Source organism: Micromonospora sp. NPDC000663 (assembly GCF_042898105.1).
Classification (GTDB): Bacteria; Actinomycetota; Actinomycetes; order Mycobacteriales; family Micromonosporaceae; genus Micromonospora.
On record NZ_JBIAYR010000012.1, the window covers coordinates 22,208 to 38,234 of the forward strand.

The following is a 16,027-nucleotide window of genomic DNA, read 5'->3' on the forward strand; positions in this document are numbered from 1 at the left end:
GGGGACCCCCGGCAGACCCCTCCGGGTACTGGTGGGGGGGGGGGGGCCGGGGGGGGGGGGGTGGGGCGCGGGGCCCCCCGCGCCGCTGACCAAGCTCAGGGCCAGCCCGGGATGGAAGCGGTGGCATTTCCCGTGGTATTCGTCGTTCGGTAGCGACTTCAACTACGACTTCCACGCCACGTTGGACGAGCGCGTCGCCCCGGTGATGTACAACTTCGACTCCAAGGCGGAAATCCTGGCTGCCGGCTCGCCGATCGAGCTTGTCGTGAGCGAGATCCCGGTCGAGATCGTCGGCCTGAGTTGCTTCATCCAGGACAGCGGCGACGTGTTCCACACGTACTCCGCCTATGACCGCCGCGTCGAAGAGCTCAGCCAGGCCGACAGCCTGCTCGAGCTGACTGCCCTGGGCGGCCAGGCGTAACCGACGCCGGGCGGGCGTACGGCCAGGCAAGCCCGGAGATGTCACCGTGAGGCCGAATCCGAGATCGTGTGCCAGCGACCGACACAGAGATCGGAGGCCGAGCCATGCCGCGATGGAATCCCGTTCGCGTTGTCAGCTCCCTTTTTCCCAGCGAGCCGGGCCCCAAGCGCTTGTACGTGGTGGCCACGCTCATCAACACATTCGGAAGTGGGCTGCTGATTGGAAGCCTGCCGCTGTACTACACCCGCGTGGTGGGCCTGTCCGCCGCGCAGGTCGGGCTGGGCCTGACCATCGCGCTCACCGCCGCGCTGGTGATGGCTCTCCCGCTCGGTGAACTCGCCGACAGGCGCGGCCCCGTCCAGGTGATCAGGGCCCTGCTGCTGGTGGAGACCGTGTCGATGCTGGGCATCCTCTTCATCGGCGACTTCATCAGCTTCCTCGTCGCCTCCTGTGTGCACCTGGTGGCGTCGAATGCGCTCGGGACTGTCGAGGGAGCGCTGTTGCGACGGGTGGCCGGCGACGACGCGCCAGCCTTCCGATCCTCGATCTACGCGGTCACGAATGTGGGCCTGTCGCTCGGGTTGATACCCTCCGGCATCGCGATCCAGCTCGGCACCGCCAACGCGTATCGCACGCTCATCGTCATCAACCTGCTCAGCTTCCTGGTCGCCTGGTTGGTTCTCGACAGGCTGCCGCGTTACAAGCCGATTCCGAGGCCGGCCACGGGTCCGCGCTGGATCGCCCTGCGTGACAAGCCGTACGTCACGTTCGCGCTTCTGAAGGCGTTGATGCACCCGCAGTTCTACGTCCTCACGCTGTTGCTTCCGCTCTGGGTGGTCGACAAGACGAACGCCCCGCGGTGGACCATCCCGGTGTCCCTGGCGATCAACACTGTCTTCATCATCCTGCTCCAGGTCCGCCTCGGCAGTCAGGTGCAGACGATCCGGCAGGGCGGGCTCGCCTGGCGGCGGGCCGGGCTGGCCTTCCTCCTCAGCTGTTGCGTGCTGGCCGTTGCGGCCGGGCTGCCCAGCTGGGCGGCGCTGGTGGTGGTGATCGCGGCAGTTGTGCTGCACAGCTACGGCGAGATCATGCACACGGCCGGCCTCTTCTCGGTGGCCCTGAAACTGCCTCCGCCGCACGCGCAGGCACAGTACGACGGCTTCAGCGGGATCTTCGCCGGCACCGGCAACGCGGCCGCTCCGGCGCTGCTCCTCGGTGTGGTCCTGAGCCTTGGTGTGCCCGGGCTGATCGGACTCGGCGTGTTCTTCCTCCTGCCGAGCCTGCTGATGCCGGCCGTGACGCGGTGGGGTGAGCGGACCAGGCCGAAGGCGCAGGAAGACCTCGACCTGACAGCTGTCGATGCGGTGAAGTGATCCGGACAGGCCCTGGCCGGCGCCCCACGCGCCGGGCCGGGGCCGCGGAACCGGGGCAGGGCCGGCTGGACCGACGGATCGGTCCGGCCGGCCCTGCCGTCACCGCCGTGTACGTCGACACGTACGGGACGGCCCTGCGGCTGTCGATGTGTTTACCGTCGGGACCGCCGTCCACCAGGCGGTCGACGACATGCGGGCCGCCCGTATCGCACAGGCGGCCCGCAACAGGGTTCGTGGTCGTCGCTCTCGGACGGGTTCGTCACGCCGTCCGAAGGCTCGGCACGATGGTCGTGGCGACAATCTCGGCCAGCTCGGGGGTGACAGTGCCGACCGGCTGCGCCGGCAGCTCCCGCACCAGGTAGGAGTCCTCGTTCCGGCCGGGCACCGTGAGGGTCGAGGGCGAGTCGGACAGCACCGTCACCGCGGCTCGTCCGACGGCCGGCCCGGCCTGCGTGTCGTTCCGGCCGGCCAGCACGAAGGCCAGCCACGCGCGATACCAGACCACCAGGTCCGAGAACGCTCCCGCCGAGCCGCTGAGACCCCTGCTTGCCGCCAGGGCGTTCACCTCGTCCAGGAGGGTCCGCTCCATTGTCGACACGACGAGTTCGGGGTCCGCCGTCAGGTCCGGGGGAGTGCGGGTGGTCGGACCGAACTTGCCGAGGAACTCGCTGAACTTCCCCATCACGTGATCGTCGTCGGGCCACGTCGGGTTCACCAGAACGGCGGTGACCGGACGGGTGGCTGACAGCAGGCCCGCGACCCGCAGGGCCAGCGGCGAGGCGCTGCAGTGCCCGATGACCTGCACCTGGCCGTGGTCCGCGCCAGCGTCCAGGAGTTCGGCCACGCAGGCCGCGGCCAGTTCCGGCAGCGGAAGGTACCGGCGGTCCTCGGACAGCACGCCGATGGGATCGATCTGAAACACCGCCCGGCCCCGGATCCGCTCGCTGAGCATCTCGCTCAGGCGCGGTGACATGGACATCGCCTGGAAGTCGGCTACCAGGATCGGATCGGTGTCGCCGGGGCTCAACCGCTTGAGGATCCGCTCGTCGCCCGAATGCGTCATGCCGCTCCCTCGTGCACTCGCGCCGCCGATGCGGCCGGCGGCCCCGCCGTCCGAGGGCCAACCGCCGCCCAGGGATCGGTGCCGCCAGGTCATCGCCAGCTCATGATCGACTCGACTGACCGTCGTCCATCGCCAGTCTTCGCCGATGAGCCCCCGGAGCCTTGTCGGACGGTGCTCGATCGGGTCCTGCGCACGGGGCGTCAGGTCCCGGTCCCGGAGCACAGCGCAAGGTGCCCGGCCCGCCGCCATCCCCGATTCTGGCTCTGGTTCCGCCGGGACACGAGGCGAATGACGGGCCTTCGCCTGCCCGATACGGCGGCCGCCGGTACGTCAAGGCGCACGTTCCTGGCCCCACAGGGAAGGAAGAGATCGCGATGCCTGATCAGCTCGGTAACCGGGCGGTGGTACTTGGCGGGAGCCTGGCTGGCCTGCTCGCCGCCGACGTACTCGCCGGGGTCTACCCGGAAGTGGTCGTGGTGGATCGGGACGAGCTGGCCGGTGTGACGGGCCCCCGGCGCGGCGTGCCGCACGGCCGCCACGCCCACGGCCTCGTCGGCCGCGGCCAGCAGATCTTCGAGAAGCGGTTCCCCGGCCTCATGGCGGAACTGGAGGCCGCCGGTGTCCGGCCGGGCGACTTCAGCGGTGACATCCGCTGGTATTTCAACGGCATGCAGCTTCGCCAGGCACAGACGGGCCTGCTCTCGGTGCCCTGCACCAGGCCTGTCATCGAGCGGTTCGTACGCGGCAGGGTGGAAGCGATCAGCAATGTCCGGTTCCTCCAGCAGTACGACATCGTCGGGCTGGAGACGACCCCCGACGCGGCCCGCGTCACGGGGGTGCGCGTGCAGGCCCGCGACGGAGGTTCGGGCCCCGAGGTGCTCTCCGCCGACCTGGTCATCGACACCACCGGCCGAGGGTCACGGACGCCGGCCTGGCTGGAGGAGCTGGGCTATTCCCGGCCGACCGAGGACCGGGTGAAGGTCGATCTCGCCTACACCACGCGCCACTACCGGGTACCTCGCGATCCGTTCGGCAGCGACATCGCCATCATCGCGGCGGCGACCCCCTCACATCCGCGTGGCGCCTTCTACTACCGGCTTCCGGGGGAGGACGGCCGCGTCGAGTTGTCCCTCACCGGTGTACTCGGTGACCACCCGCCAACCGACCCCGAAGGCTTCCTCGCCTTCGTCCGGTCGCTGCCCGTGCCGGAGATCTACGAGTCGATCCGCGAGGCCGAGCCGATCGACGACCCGGTGATGTTCCGCTTCCCGGCGAGCGTCCGCCGTCGCTACGAGCGACTGTCCCGGTTCCCGGAGGGCCTGCTGGTGATGGGGGACGCGGTGTGCAGCTTCAACCCGGTGTACGCACAGGGCATGGCTGTCGCCGCCATCGAGTCCCAGGTCCTGGCCGATCAGCTCACGAAGGCCAAGGTGCCACCGGCGCGTGAGTTCTTCCAGGCGATCTCCCGCCAGATCGACTCGCCCTGGGATTTCGCGGCGATCGCGGACCTCGGCTACTCGGGAGTGGAGGGCCGCCGGACCGCCAAGGTCCGCATGATCAACAGCTACGTCGCCCGGCTCCAGCGGGCGGCGGTCCACGACGAGAGCCTCACCAATGCCTTCATGAGGGTCGCCGGCCTCGTCGACGAGCCGTCGGCTCTCCTTCGCCCCGGCAGGGTTCTTCGGACGTTCCGGCAATCCGGTGGCCGTACGCAGGCGGCCACCGCGCCGCTCGCAGAGGCCCGTGACTAGTTCTGGAGGTGCAGGATGCGCTCATTCCGTATCGAGGTTCCGCAGTCCCAGCTCGACGATCTGAAGCAGCGGCTCGCCAACACCCGCTGGCCGGACGAGATGCCGGGGGTCGGCTGGGACCGAGGCGTACCGCTGGGGTACCTCAGGGAACTGGCCGAGTACTGGCAGAGCGGTTACGACTGGCGGGCAGCCGAGGCACGCCTGAACGCGTACCCGCAGTACGTGACCGAGATCGACGGCGCGAACGTGCACTTCATGCACATCAGGTCACCTGAACCGAACGCGTTGCCGCTCATTTTGACGCACGGCTGGCCGGGCACCGTGGCGGAGTTCCTGGACGTCATCGAGCCGTTGACCGACCCCGTGAAGCACGGCGGCGACCCGTCCGACGCGTTCCACCTGGTCATCCCGTCGATCCCCGGGTACGCGTTCTCCGGCCCCACCGGACAGGTGGGCTGGGACACCGGCCGGGTGGCCGGCGCGTGGAAGGAACTGATGCGCGGCCTCGGCTACGACCGCTACGCGGTCCAGGGCGGAGACTGGGGTACGCCGATCTCGCTGCGGCTCGGCCTGGCCGACCCCGAGCACGTCGTGGGCATCCACCTCAACATGTGCGTGACCTTCCCGCCGCAGGACCCGGCGGCGATGGCCGGCCTGGACCAGGCGGACCTGGCCCGGCTGGAGTTCACCGGCCGGTTCATGCAGGACGGCACCGGCTGGCAGCGGATCCAGTCGACCCGTCCGCAGACGCTGTCGTACGCGCTTACCGACTCGCCGGTGGGGCAGCTCGCCTGGATCGCCGAGAAGTACAAGGAATGGACGGACTCGGCGAAGGTGCCCGAGGACGCGGTGAGCCGCGACGCCATCCTCACCGCGGTGTCGATCTACTGGCTGACGGCGACCGCCGGGTCAAGCGCCCAGCTGTACTACGAGTCGAGCCACATGGACGCCGACTTCGCCAGGACCTGGGGCGGGCCGTGGCCGTTGGCGATGCCGGTAGGTGTCGCGTCGTTCCCCAAGGACGCCGTGCGGCCGATACGCCGGTTCGCCGAACAGATCATGCCGACCCTCACCCACTGGACCGAGTTCGACAAGGGCGGCCACTTCGCGGCCCTGGAGCAGCCGCAGCTGCTGGTCGGCGACATCCGCACGTTCGCCCGCTCCCTCCCACGCTGACCGCGCCGGCGCCCGGGTCACCGGCGCCCGAGCGTTCACCAGCTCAGCAGAGCAGTGTCCGATTCGGTACGACGAAAGCGAGAGACCATGACGACCAATTCCTCCCCGGTCGCCGCGCCGTCCATTTCCGGCGCCGAGCAGGCCGAGATCGCCGCCGTACCCGCGCGGATGGTCGCGGCCTGGGCCGCGCACGACGCCGACGCGTTCGCCGACCTGTTCACCCAGGACGGCACGTTGATCCTTCCCGGCGTCTACAAGAAGGGCCGCGACGAGATCCGGGAGTTCATGTCGGCCAGCTACGCCGGCCCGTACGAGGGCACCCGGGTCACCGGTACGCCCATCGACCTCAAGCCGCTCGCGGACGGCGCCGTGGCGCTGCTGACCACGGGCGGGGTGATCGCGTCCGGTGAGGCCGAACTGGCGGACCGGGACGCCATCCGGGCGTCCTGGATCCTGGTCCGGCGCGACGACAGGTGGCAGTTGGCGGTCTACCAGAACTGCCCGCGCGACTGAGCTGTCCGACGGGACGTCACTGGCGACCGGTGCTCACCAGAGCGCCGGTCGCCTTTCGCGTGACCGGAGCCCGTCACCGGACCATCGGTTTCACAGAGCCAGGGACCTGCCCACCGACACGTCGACCGCCTGCTCAGCTCGGCATAACCACAGGTCGGCGGGTCCTGACGGCGGGGGGGTGCCCACACACCGTGGTGTGCCGGTCCGCCTCCGCCATCCCGGGCCGCCGGCTGCCCGCCCACATGACGAAAGGTGAGTTGGGGCCGTGGCTCGCCAGCCACGGCCCCAACTCACCCGGATTCCCGGCGCGGACTCGGGGTGGGGATCCCGCTACGGCGTCCCGGTAGCGGCCGCCCGCCGCAGGGCTCTGTCACAGGCCGCGAGGTGGCGACCGAGGGCGTCCTCGAAACTGGTGCTCGCCGCATCGAACATCAGTTGCCGGCGGATGGCCAGCTCCCGGCCGGAGAGACCGCTGACCATCTCGGCGGTGGCGGCCAGGGCCGTGGTCGGATCGTCGGTCACCTCGTCGACGAGGCCCAGGTCGACACTCTCCTGTGCGTCCAGGTGGGCACCGAACAGAATCGCTCGGCGCAGCCGGGTCCCGCCGGCCTGCTGGGCGAGTCGATAGACCGCCATGCCCGGCCAGGTGGCCTCCCCGTCAACGAACAGGGACAGCCGGATGTCCGGCGTGGCGATCCGGTAGTCAGTCGCCAGCAGGACGTCCAGGGCGAGGCCACCGCAGTCGCCGGAGGCCACAGCGACGGTCGTGACGCTGAGCCGCTCGAGCCGGCGCAGCGACCGCTCCCACTTGCTGACAAGTGCCACGTCCAGGCCGTGGGCCCAGTCCTTGCCAGGCGTCCCGGTCACCTGCACCGGAAGCATGGTGGTGGACATCTCCGACTCGGCCGCCGCGCAGATGGCCTCCACAGCGGCGACGGACTCCATCGTCAGGGGTTTCGAGCCGTCGATGCGAAGCGCCACGTCACCTCGCGCACCGTCGGCGTCCTGCTCACCCCTGCCTCTCCGGGCGGTTTCCGCGCTCACCACTGGACCAGCGCCGTCTCGATCGTGGAACCAGGACCCATGGTCATCAGCACTCCATAATCGCCCGGGGCGGTTACTCTCTCCTGCAGGAGCCGTTCATACGAGAAAATGAACGATCCGCTTGATACGTTGCCGTAGTCACGTAGAACGCCAGTGGTGTGCCGGACCTCGTGACGGTTCAGTCCCAGATTGACAGTCACCGCGTCGATCACCTTCTTGCCTCCGGCGTGCACGAGCCAGTGCGCGATGTCGCTGCGACGCAGGCCGGTGTTCGCCAGCAGGCGGTCCGCGACGATTTCCGCGTGAGCGCCGACGACGTACGGGATCTGTGGGTCGAGGAAGAAACTGAACCGGTTCTGGACGCTGTCCCAGTCGTAGCGCATGGCATCGACCGCGTCGGGAATGATGCAACTGGCGAACTTGAGGATGCGCGGACGATCAGGTGTGCCCGCGGAGTCGCCGGCGGGACGGCCCACCACGGCCAGGGCGGCGGCGCCGTCGCCGAACAAACTGTTCACGACCGCGGTGCGCATGGTCGAGTCCAGGACGTAGGCGGCGGAACAGGCCTCGGTGCACAACACCACGGCCAGCTCGCCCGGGTTGGCCACGGACCAGCTCGACACCACGTTCAGGGCGTTGAGACCGGCGTTGCATCCCATCCCGACGATGTCGGTCCGGCTGCAGTGCCTGTCGATGCCCAGTTCGCGGATGAGCAGGGCACTGAGCCCCGGCGTGAGAAATCCGGTGGATGTCACGCAGCACAGGTGACGGATATCGGAAATCGTCGCACCGGCGTCGTCCAGGCATGCCTGGAGGGCGCGCTTTCCCATGTCCACGGCGAGCTTCTTGTGCCGCCCGAGCAGGTCCGCCTGCGTCTCCGAAGACGGCGTGCCGTCCGATGCCGGGAGCGGTAGCTCCAGGAAGCGCCGGCCGATCGCGCTGTTGAGAAAGACCGAGCGGATCTTCGGGTCGGAGATCGCGAAGGTGTCCAGCAGGTCCTGCTGCGAGTAGGCCGTGGCGGACGAGGCCGTGCCCACCCCGACAATCGTGGAGTCGTACTGTGTGGGTGGGAGAATGGGAAACTCTTCTGCCAGTGTCCGATCGTATTGCCCCGGGGTGTTGGCGATGTCAACGGTCACACGCAGATCTTCCTTCCGCATCTCAGCTGCCCTGGCGTCCTTGACCAGGGCCGCATTGTGCTCGTTCTACGACAATGCGGCTTGAGCAGCAGATGCGGCATCTTTGAGATTGCCGGGCGCCAGGCGGAGATGTCGGCGCCCGCACGGTGCGGATCCCACGGCGGCAGGTGTCGCGAAAGGCGTCCGGACGGCGCGCGTCAGGGCAGGCCGGCGAGGTGGTCTACGTGCTCACAGCGCAGCGGCGGTGATCACGGTGTCGCAAGACGGTGCCGGCCGGCCTGACGGGCGGGGACTGCCGCGAGCCGCGTCGTGGCGCGGGTGTGTCGCGCGGTGCTGTGCCGGCTCATCGTCCAGCTGCGACCGAGCAGCATGGTGCCCGGCCCGGCCGCGTCGGCGCCGCAGGGGTCAGAGGCGGTAGTTGGTCTGGCTGAACGGGTCGCCCTTGGCGTGGCTGAACGCCCTGCTCGGCGTCACTTCGAAGGCCACGATCTGGGTGTCGGGCATATCGGAGACGATGGCGCCGTCCTTGATGTCGAGCTGCCAGCGGCCGTCCCAGCGACCGCGGTAGAGCTCGGCGAGCTTGCGCAGCAGAGCGTCGTCGGTGACCGGCACGGCGATCCCCTCGACGGCCACGTCGAGACCCTGCTCCCAGGCGGTGTCGCCGGCGAGCACGAGCACGTGCGGGTTGGCCTGGATGTTTGCGTACTTCACCTCGGTGCTGCCGGTGTGGAAGTAGACCTTCCCGTCGTGGAACACCGGCACCATCGGCGTCGCGTGGGGACGGCCGTCCGGTCGTACGGTCACCACCCAGGCGAGGTCCGCCGCGGCCAGCCTCGCCTCGGCCTCGGCCCACGGGACCAGCCGGCCGGCCTCATCGCTGTAGCGCCTGTCGACGCGTTCGCTCGTCGGCATCGTCAACCCTCCGAACTGGCCGCAGGATGAAAGTGGTTGGGAGACGTTAACACGATCGATTGGCTGGCACCGTCAACTCCATCGGCCGATACGCGCGAGTCGGCGTACCTGTCGGCACCTCCGACCACCCTGACGAGCGAGGTGGGGCGAGCGGTGGCTGCCGACGGTGCTGTGCGGATCAGTCGTCGATCGCCTGGTAGATGGCGGTCCAGAAGTCGTTCCACAGCGGAAGTTTCTGATCCCCCATGTGCGCCCGCTGCATGACGACGACCATCGCCATGTCCTGGGCGGGATCGTTGTACCAGGCCGTGCCCCAGAAGCCGGGCCATCCGTAGCTGCCGACCGAGGGACCCAGGCGGGTACGCCGGGTGATGACCGCCATCCCGAAACCCCAGCCGAAATTGTCGAAATACCCGGGCTCGAATCCGGAAACCGCCTTCTGCGCGGCTGTCAGATGGTCGGTCGTCATCAGGGTGACCGACGGCCGTGAGAGGACCCGCTCGCCATGGCGGGTGCCTCCGGCGAGCAGAGCCGAAGCGAAGGCTAGGTAGTCGTCGGCGGTCGAGACGAGCCCACCACCACCGCCCTCGAACGTCACCGGCCGGCTGAACCGACCGTCCGGACGGTCCTCGACGACCGCCTCGCCGGCGGGGCCGCTGTCCCGTTCGTACGCCGTCGCGAACCGGCCGAGGTTGTCACCGTCCACCCTGAACCCGGTGTCCCTCATCCCCAGCGGCGCGCAGATCCGCTCGCGCAGGGCCTCCCCGAAGGACATGCCTGTGGCCCGGGCGATGAGCGCACCCGTGGCGTCGGCGGCGGTGTCGTACATCCAGCGCTCACCCGGCTGGTGGACCAGCGGCAGCGCCCCCAGGTCGCGCACCCACTCGTTGAGATCCCGCCTGCCGATCCCGTTCAGCGCCTCGTCGATCGGAACCGTTCCCGGGTCGGCGATGATCGTGCCGGTGCCGAGGGTGAAGGTCAGCAGATCCCGCAGCGTTATCGGGCGGTTCGCCGCGACCGTGTCGTGCAGCGGCCCAGCCGGATCGGCGAGCACCCTCATGTCCGCCAGTTCCGGCAGGAGGTCGTCCACCGGGTCGTCCAGACGCAGTGTGCAATCCTCCACCAGGGTCATCGCGCACGCGGCGACGAGTGGCTTCGTCATCGACCCCAGCCGAACGATCGTGTCTCCCGCGATCGGGATCCCCGCCCCGGCGCCCTGGAACGCGAGGGCTCCAGTGGCTTCGACAAGAACCTCGCCGTGGCGGGAGAGCGCCACCAGGGCGCCGGGAACGAAACCAGAGCCGACGAGACGCTCGAGCAGGTCGCGTACCCGAACCCATCGCTTCGCCGAGAACCCGCCAGCCGACACCCGCCGCCCCCTCAACTCGCCCGATCGAAGACTCAGCTCGCCCGTTCGACAGCGACATCCGCCTCGGCCACGAGGCCGGTGCGGCAATCGATGGTAACCGCTGCGAAGTGAATCTTCAGCTGCTGGGTGGTCCGAACGACGAGGTCGGGCAGGTCGGTTTCGGCAGTGCCGAGCTGGCGGTGAGCGTGACGGTCCGCTCGACGGCCCCCGTTCGTGAAAGGGTCCAGCAGCGGTGACCGCGTCACCGCTGCTGGACCGGGTCGCGCCACGCGGCGGTGGCGCCGGCCGCCCGCTGAGCCACCCTCGGGCGAGAGTTACCTGGTCAGTTCCGGCAGCACCTTGGTGGCGAACAGATCCATGCTCGTCCGGTCGTAGGCGGCGTCGATGAACCTGGCGATCACGTACCCGACGCCGAGCTTGCCGGCCTTGGTCAGCTGCTCCACGATCTGTTCCGGTGTGCCGATCAGGCCCTCCGTCCAGTAACCGAGGAGAGCCTCGAGTTGCGTGGCCGGCAGCAGCGGCTCGTAGTGGGCCCGGACCCAGGCCAACCTGTCGGCGACATCCTTCTCGGTCTCGCCGATTGTCACATTGAGCAGGACCGAGCGGACGATCGCGTCGAAGTCGGTGCCTACATCCCTGCAGTGCTCGGCCAGGACCTGGGACTTGTGGCTGAACCCCTCAAGCGACGCCCCGAAGTTCGTGTACTGCGCGTACTTCGCCGCGGTCCGCAGGGTCTTCTTCTCACCGGCGCCCCCGATCCACAGCGGGATCCCGCCCTCCTGCAGGGGCAGCGGCCGGCTGATCGCCCCGTCGATCTGGTAGTGCTTCCCCATCAGGGTGGCCGAGCCTGTCGTCCACATCTGCCGCATGATCTGAGCGCACTCGTCGAGCATGCCCAGCCGGTCCGCGACGCTGGGGAAGCCGTAGCCGTAACTACGCCACTCCTGCTCGTACCAGCCCGCGCCGATGCCCACGTCCAGCCGGCCGCCGGACATGACGTCGATGCAGGCCGCGACCTTTGCCAGGTAGGCCGGATTGCGGTAGCCCACGCACGTGCAGAGCTGCCCCAGCCGTACCCGTGACGTGCTGGTGGCGAAGGCCGCCATCATCGACCATGCCTCGAACGTCGACTCGTCGGACGGCGGATCGGTGATGAAATGGTCGAAGACCCAGATCGACTCGAACGGCCCGGCGTCGGCGGCCTTGGCGAGATCGAGTATCACGTCCCACTGCTTGGTCGCCGGTATGCCGGCCAGCTCGAAATCGCCACCCTGGGGGACGAACATACCGAATCGCATGCTGTGCGGGTTACTTGTCACGAAGCATGTCCTTTCCTCGCGGCGCGGATGTCAGACCAGACCCGGTGAAGCGTCAGCGGACGAGCTGAAGGCGCGTGCGATCTCACCGAACTCCGCGGCCATGGAGGCGATGGTCTCCTCGTGGAAGAGGTTCCGCTTGTAGGAGACGGACCCGATGGCATCGCCCGACAGATCCTTGTTTACGTCCCACAGCGCGCCGTCCGGCACCGCGGAAGCCAGCTCCTGCGACTTCAGCAGACGGGTGATCTGCACGTACCTCAGGTCACCGGGCGCGTCCACGATCGGGTTCAGGGGGACGCTCTGGAGGACCATCGCCGTCGCGTTGTCGGTCATCACCGGGCCCATGAGCTGCGGCGCCTCGTTGAAGATCTGAATGGACGGTATGTCGTGCGCGAACGCCTCGAGGCACGTCCGCCGGGTCCGCTGGAGCACCTCTTCGTACGACCTGCACCCGCTGAGGTCCGTTCGCAGCGGTACGAAGTTGTAGAGCGAACCGACTGTCTCGTCGAAGAGCCCTCCACCGCGGCCCGGCGTGAACGTCGCGATCACCACGTCCGTGGCGCCGGTCCGCCGATTGATGAGCAGTTGGTAGATCGCGGCGATGGCCATGAAGCGGCTGGCCCGGTTCGACCTGGCCACGCGGTCGATGGCTGACACCACGTCACCCGGAACCAGAAAACGGTGCCGGGCCGTCGACTCGGCAAGACCCATCGAGCGCGGCAGGTCTGTCGGCATCGCCGTGAACAGGGCGCCGTCCAGCCGCCGGCGCCAGTATTCGCGCGCCGCCTCGGATGTGGCGACCTCACGCTCCCAGGTGCCGTACTCGCGGTACTGCGGGGCCGTTGGCAGGTCTGGAACGCGGTGCCCGGTCCGGGCGGCGTAGCGATTGGCCAGGTCCCGAATGATCACCGTCAGGGACTGTCCGTCGACGCTGATGTGATGCGCCATCAGGACCAGGACCGCGTCCCGGTCATCGAACCTGGCCAGCGTGGCGCGCAGGAACGGCGAATCGTACGCGCTTATCGTCTCCGTCTCGATCTCGTGGATCAGCGCCTCGGCCAGCTCCTCGCGGGACGCCTCGGGAACGGCGGGGAAGTCGCGGACATCCAACCGCACCGGGCTCGGCGGCAGGATTTCCTGGTACCTGTCGTCGGGCGGCCCGGCGATGCGCGTCCGGAGCGCCTCGTGCCGGGTCACGACGTCGAGCAGCGCATCGCGCAGGACGTCACTGTCGACGGGACCGCCCGTGATACGCCAACCCGAGACCGCGTGGTTGCGGCAACCGAACGGGCCGTCGTCGCCGCCCCCGTCGAAGAGGCTGTTGAACTCCTGGTTGAGAGATAGCGGGGCCACCGTGGCCGCTGCGGCCCGACCCTCGGCGTCGGTTGTGGTCACGCCTGCCTCCTGCTGGTTGCCGTCTGATGCTCAGTGGGAGCCCCGTACCCGTCGGTCCCGAGGTGTTCGTCCAGTTCGGCGACGGTCGGGAAGTCGAACAACTGGTCGATCGACAGCTCCGAGCCGAGTTCCTTGTTGATGAGGTTGATCAGCCGGACGCCGTTGAGTGACTGGCCGCCGAGGTCGAAGAAGCTGTCGTCCATTCCCACCCTGGCCACGCCGAGGGCCTCCGCGAACAGCGAGCAGAGGGTCTCCTGTCGGCGCGTGCCGGGGGCCCGGTAGGCCGACGGGTTGGCGAACAGTGGTTCGGGCAGCTCCGCCGACGGTGCCTCAGTGGCTTGCGTGGCGAGCTGTTCCCGGTCGGAGCTGGATCCCATACCTTTCCCCATTCGCGATCCCGGAGCTGAAGGTCCTGTGCGGGTCCCAACGTGGCAGCCGGTTCACCGGGACGCACCTCAGGGATTGCCCTGGGCCCCGGGCGAAGTCGTGACGGTGTCTGACGTGGGTGGGGGAGGCAACCCGAGAGGTGCGACACCGGAGAGGGGCGAGCGATCCTCGGCTTCTGGGCAACCGTTGTTGCCAGCCCTTGCCATCCCTTCGAGGAGTGGAAATGACGCAGCAAGAAGCCCTGGAGGCCTCCGATACCGCTGCTGGGTCCGGCGTTGTCGGGGACGAGAGCCCACGAGGCGAGACGGAGGTCATGGTCGAGCGCCTCTTCGCCGAGATGCTTGACGTTCCTGGCCTGCCGCGTACGGCTTCCGTGTTCGATCTCGGGCTCGACTCGGTGTGGGTGACTGTCGCCTGTGCCCGGCTGGAGCAGATGACAGGGGTGCGGGTCAGGTTCACCCAGGTCTTCCGGACCCCCACCGTGGCCCAGCTCGCCGCCTGGATCGATACCAACCGAGCCCCCGCGAGAATCGAACCGGACGTCCCCGCCACGCCCTCCGCCGCCGAAGGTGACGAACTCGTGGCCATCACTCCGATCCAGGCCGAAACGGTTCCGCAGAAGATCGTCGTCGAGATCGCCTGGTGGTTCGACGGCGAGATCGACGTGGCCGCTCTGGAGCGTGCCGCAGCCGATGTCCACCGCCGTCACCAGGCGTTGCACGCCCGGTATCTGCACGGTCCGGAGCTCGGCCTCGCCGAGGTGCCTGCCGATCCGGGACAGGCGGAGTTTCATCGGCTGGCCGACGAGGACAGTGACAAGGCAGCGGCCGATGCACTCAGGCGGACCCTGCGGATACCGCTGCGGGTCGACGAGGGGAAGGTCTGGCGGTGCGTGCTCGTACGCAGTGGAGAGAGCGGTCGCACCCTGTTCGGGGTGGCGGTGGACCACTCGGGCTTCGACGGTCGTTCGTGGGACATCCTGACGGCAGAGCTACCGGTGGCCTACGCGGCGCGGTTGGCCGGAAAGGCGCCGCAGTGGCCGGGCCGGACGGCTTCCCTCGCCGAGATGGCCTGCGACTTCCGCCACCAGCTCGCGTCGTCGGACATCGAGGCTCAGCGTCAGTACTGGCGCGACGAGCTGAATGAGCTGCCGACCTGCCAGTTCCCCGGCCGCAGCGACGGGGCTGCACAGGCAACCCCGATGCATGACGGATCGCGGTACTCGCCCGCGGGTCCGGCCGTGTTGCGCAGCTTCCAGGTACCGGAGTCGCAACTACGGTCCTGGAACGACTACGCCCGAGCCAACGGCATGCCGCCGTCCGTCGGTGTAGCGGCGGTGTACGTGGAGTCGATCGTCCGGGCGGGCGCGTTGCCGGATTTCGCGGTGATGGTGCCCATCGCGAACAACTCCGGTGAAGTGATCGACAGGACCGTCACCAACAGGGTGGGCACCATCCTGCTGCGGCCGAATGGTCCGTCCCGCTCGGGTCAGCACCTCCTCGCGCGGATGCGCGGCTCGTATCAGCAGGCCATGTCCGCGCGTGACGCTCTGCTCGCCCCGAAGGATCTGGCCGACGCGCTCAGCGGCTCCGAGGGAGTGATCCCCCTGGACCGGATGGTCGCGCTGAACTACAACTCGACGCCCAGCCTCAGCCTCGGTGGCATGGACGGGGTTCTCGTGAGCGAGGGCACCGCGTTCGCCACGAAGTCCTTCTTCGTCGTCATGCTCCTGGTGACGCCGACCCCGGAGGGGCTCCACGTCGCCGTGCAGGTGCGGACCGACCTGCACGATCCCAGCCTCGTCGATGACATCAAGCAGCACTTCCTCGACATCATCAACGACGGGCCCGAGCGGCTCGAACTGTTGACCGCGTGACGCGATCCGGGCAGCGGCCGGTCGCACCCGCGGCACAGGCCGGGTTCACCGGCGGTGGTGCCGTGACGGCATCCGCATCGGCCGCGAGCGGCTGACGGCCGAAGGGCCGGCCGGGCATTCGTGCGACCGGCCGGTTGACGCCGATCGCGCTCCGAACTCCACAGGAATGGGCAGCACCGCCGCGCAGGGAGTCCCCGCGCGGCGGTGCTGACTCGTGCGTACACCCGGTACGGGAGCGGCCACCAGACAGCTGGTGAGGACCACCGAAGATCCTGCGACCGTGGGCACG

Annotated in this window: 15 protein-coding genes; 7 read left to right on the forward strand and 8 right to left on the reverse strand. The window is 68.8% G+C overall.

Annotated elements, in window-relative coordinates; translation table 11 throughout:
* A partial coding sequence (locus ACFY1S_RS26490; protein ID WP_387123212.1) for a DUF899 family protein occupies nucleotides 1-421 on the forward strand: 421 nt, incomplete at its 5' end.
* 176 nt (nucleotides 422-597) lie between these two features.
* A complete protein-coding gene (locus tag ACFY1S_RS26495; protein ID WP_364363117.1) occupies nucleotides 598-1,794 on the forward strand; it encodes an MFS transporter in 1,197 nt (398 codons plus the stop codon).
* 259 nt (nucleotides 1,795-2,053) lie between these two features.
* Here the strand turns inward: ACFY1S_RS26495 and ACFY1S_RS26500 are convergent, their stop codons facing one another.
* Nucleotides 2,054-2,857 carry an alpha/beta fold hydrolase gene (locus ACFY1S_RS26500; RefSeq protein ID WP_387123214.1) on the reverse strand — a complete coding sequence of 268 codons (804 nt, stop codon included), beginning with the start codon at nucleotides 2,855-2,857 and terminating at the stop codon, nucleotides 2,054-2,056.
* Between the two features lie 374 nt (nucleotides 2,858-3,231).
* Between ACFY1S_RS26500 and ACFY1S_RS26505 the strand changes: the two genes are divergently transcribed.
* The 3 genes from ACFY1S_RS26505 (at nucleotide 3,232) to ACFY1S_RS26515 (ending at nucleotide 6,297) form a co-directional block, all read left to right on the forward strand.
* Complete coding sequence (locus ACFY1S_RS26505; protein WP_387123216.1) at nucleotides 3,232-4,608, forward strand: FAD-dependent oxidoreductase; 1,377 nt, start codon at nucleotides 3,232-3,234, stop codon at nucleotides 4,606-4,608.
* A 15-nt stretch (nucleotides 4,609-4,623) separates the two neighbouring features.
* Nucleotides 4,624-5,784, forward strand: coding sequence for an epoxide hydrolase family protein (locus ACFY1S_RS26510; RefSeq protein WP_387123218.1), 1,161 nt, complete (start codon nucleotides 4,624-4,626; stop codon nucleotides 5,782-5,784).
* Nucleotides 5,785-5,871: 87 nt separating this feature from the next.
* Entirely contained in the window at nucleotides 5,872-6,297 is a 426-nt protein-coding gene (locus tag ACFY1S_RS26515) for an SgcJ/EcaC family oxidoreductase (protein ID WP_387123220.1), read from the forward strand.
* A 330-nt stretch (nucleotides 6,298-6,627) separates the two neighbouring features.
* On the opposite strand, the gene dpgB is transcribed toward ACFY1S_RS26515, so the two are convergent.
* From dpgB to ACFY1S_RS26535, 4 genes are all read right to left on the reverse strand, one after another.
* Nucleotides 6,628-7,341: an enoyl-CoA-hydratase DpgB gene (dpgB, locus tag ACFY1S_RS26520; protein WP_387123222.1), complete on the reverse strand. Its 714-nt coding sequence runs from the start codon at nucleotides 7,339-7,341 to the stop codon at nucleotides 6,628-6,630.
* Nucleotides 7,338-8,480, reverse strand: coding sequence for a 3,5-dihydroxyphenylacetyl-CoA synthase DpgA (dpgA, locus tag ACFY1S_RS26525; protein WP_387123224.1), 1,143 nt, complete (start codon nucleotides 8,478-8,480; stop codon nucleotides 7,338-7,340). Before dpgA ends, dpgB begins: the two co-directional genes overlap by 4 nt.
* A 405-nt stretch (nucleotides 8,481-8,885) precedes the next feature.
* Nucleotides 8,886-9,392 carry a pyridoxamine 5'-phosphate oxidase family protein gene (locus ACFY1S_RS26530; protein WP_364363139.1) on the reverse strand — a complete coding sequence of 169 codons (507 nt, stop codon included), beginning with the start codon at nucleotides 9,390-9,392 and terminating at the stop codon, nucleotides 8,886-8,888.
* Between the two features lie 178 nt (nucleotides 9,393-9,570).
* Entirely contained in the window at nucleotides 9,571-10,761 is a 1,191-nt protein-coding gene (locus ACFY1S_RS26535; RefSeq protein ID WP_387123227.1) for a serine hydrolase domain-containing protein, read from the reverse strand.
* A 107-nt stretch (nucleotides 10,762-10,868) separates the two neighbouring features.
* Between ACFY1S_RS26535 and ACFY1S_RS26540 the strand changes: the two genes are divergently transcribed.
* Nucleotides 10,869-10,997, forward strand: coding sequence for a hypothetical protein (locus ACFY1S_RS26540; RefSeq protein ID WP_387123229.1), 129 nt, complete (start codon nucleotides 10,869-10,871; stop codon nucleotides 10,995-10,997).
* Between the two features lie 78 nt (nucleotides 10,998-11,075).
* Here the strand turns inward: ACFY1S_RS26540 and ACFY1S_RS26545 are convergent, their stop codons facing one another.
* Genes ACFY1S_RS26545 through ACFY1S_RS26555 form a run of 3 tightly spaced genes read right to left on the reverse strand, consistent with a single transcriptional unit; the run spans nucleotide 11,076 to nucleotide 13,852 of the window.
* Nucleotides 11,076-12,059, reverse strand: a complete 984-nt coding sequence (locus ACFY1S_RS26545) for an LLM class F420-dependent oxidoreductase (RefSeq protein WP_387123231.1) — start codon at nucleotides 12,057-12,059, stop codon at nucleotides 11,076-11,078.
* Between the two features lie 51 nt (nucleotides 12,060-12,110).
* Complete coding sequence (locus tag ACFY1S_RS26550) at nucleotides 12,111-13,475, reverse strand: condensation domain-containing protein (RefSeq protein ID WP_387123233.1); 1,365 nt, start codon at nucleotides 13,473-13,475, stop codon at nucleotides 12,111-12,113.
* A complete protein-coding gene (locus ACFY1S_RS26555; RefSeq protein ID WP_387123235.1) occupies nucleotides 13,472-13,852 on the reverse strand; it encodes an acyl carrier protein in 381 nt (126 codons plus the stop codon). The genes ACFY1S_RS26550 and ACFY1S_RS26555 overlap by 4 nt, the downstream gene beginning before the upstream one ends.
* Nucleotides 13,853-13,980: 128 nt before the next feature.
* On the opposite strand from ACFY1S_RS26555, the gene ACFY1S_RS26560 reads away from it, so the two are divergent.
* Nucleotides 13,981-15,738 (forward strand): condensation domain-containing protein, encoded by a 1,758-nt coding sequence (locus ACFY1S_RS26560; protein ID WP_387123237.1) that lies wholly within the window; start codon nucleotides 13,981-13,983, stop codon nucleotides 15,736-15,738.
* Nucleotides 15,739-16,027: the final 289 nt, after the last annotated feature.

Excerpts from the sequence above, each read along its gene's own strand:
- ACFY1S_RS26505 (WP_387123216.1), top strand. The coding sequence starts at position 3,232 with ATGCCTGATCAGCTCGGTAACCGGGCGGTGGTACTTGGCGGGAGCCTG.
- ACFY1S_RS26515 (WP_387123220.1), top strand. The coding sequence starts at position 5,872 with ATGACGACCAATTCCTCCCCGGTCGCCGCGCCGTCCATTTCCGGCGCC.
- ACFY1S_RS26510 (WP_387123218.1), top strand. The coding sequence starts at position 4,624 with ATGCGCTCATTCCGTATCGAGGTTCCGCAGTCCCAGCTCGACGATCTG.
- ACFY1S_RS26545 (WP_387123231.1), bottom strand. The coding sequence starts at position 12,059 with ATGCGATTCGGTATGTTCGTCCCCCAGGGTGGCGATTTCGAGCTGGCC.
- ACFY1S_RS26500 (WP_387123214.1), bottom strand. The coding sequence starts at position 2,857 with ATGACGCATTCGGGCGACGAGCGGATCCTCAAGCGGTTGAGCCCCGGC.
- ACFY1S_RS26555 (WP_387123235.1), bottom strand. The coding sequence starts at position 13,852 with ATGGGATCCAGCTCCGACCGGGAACAGCTCGCCACGCAAGCCACTGAG.
- ACFY1S_RS26530 (WP_364363139.1), bottom strand. The coding sequence starts at position 9,392 with ATGCCGACGAGCGAACGCGTCGACAGGCGCTACAGCGATGAGGCCGGC.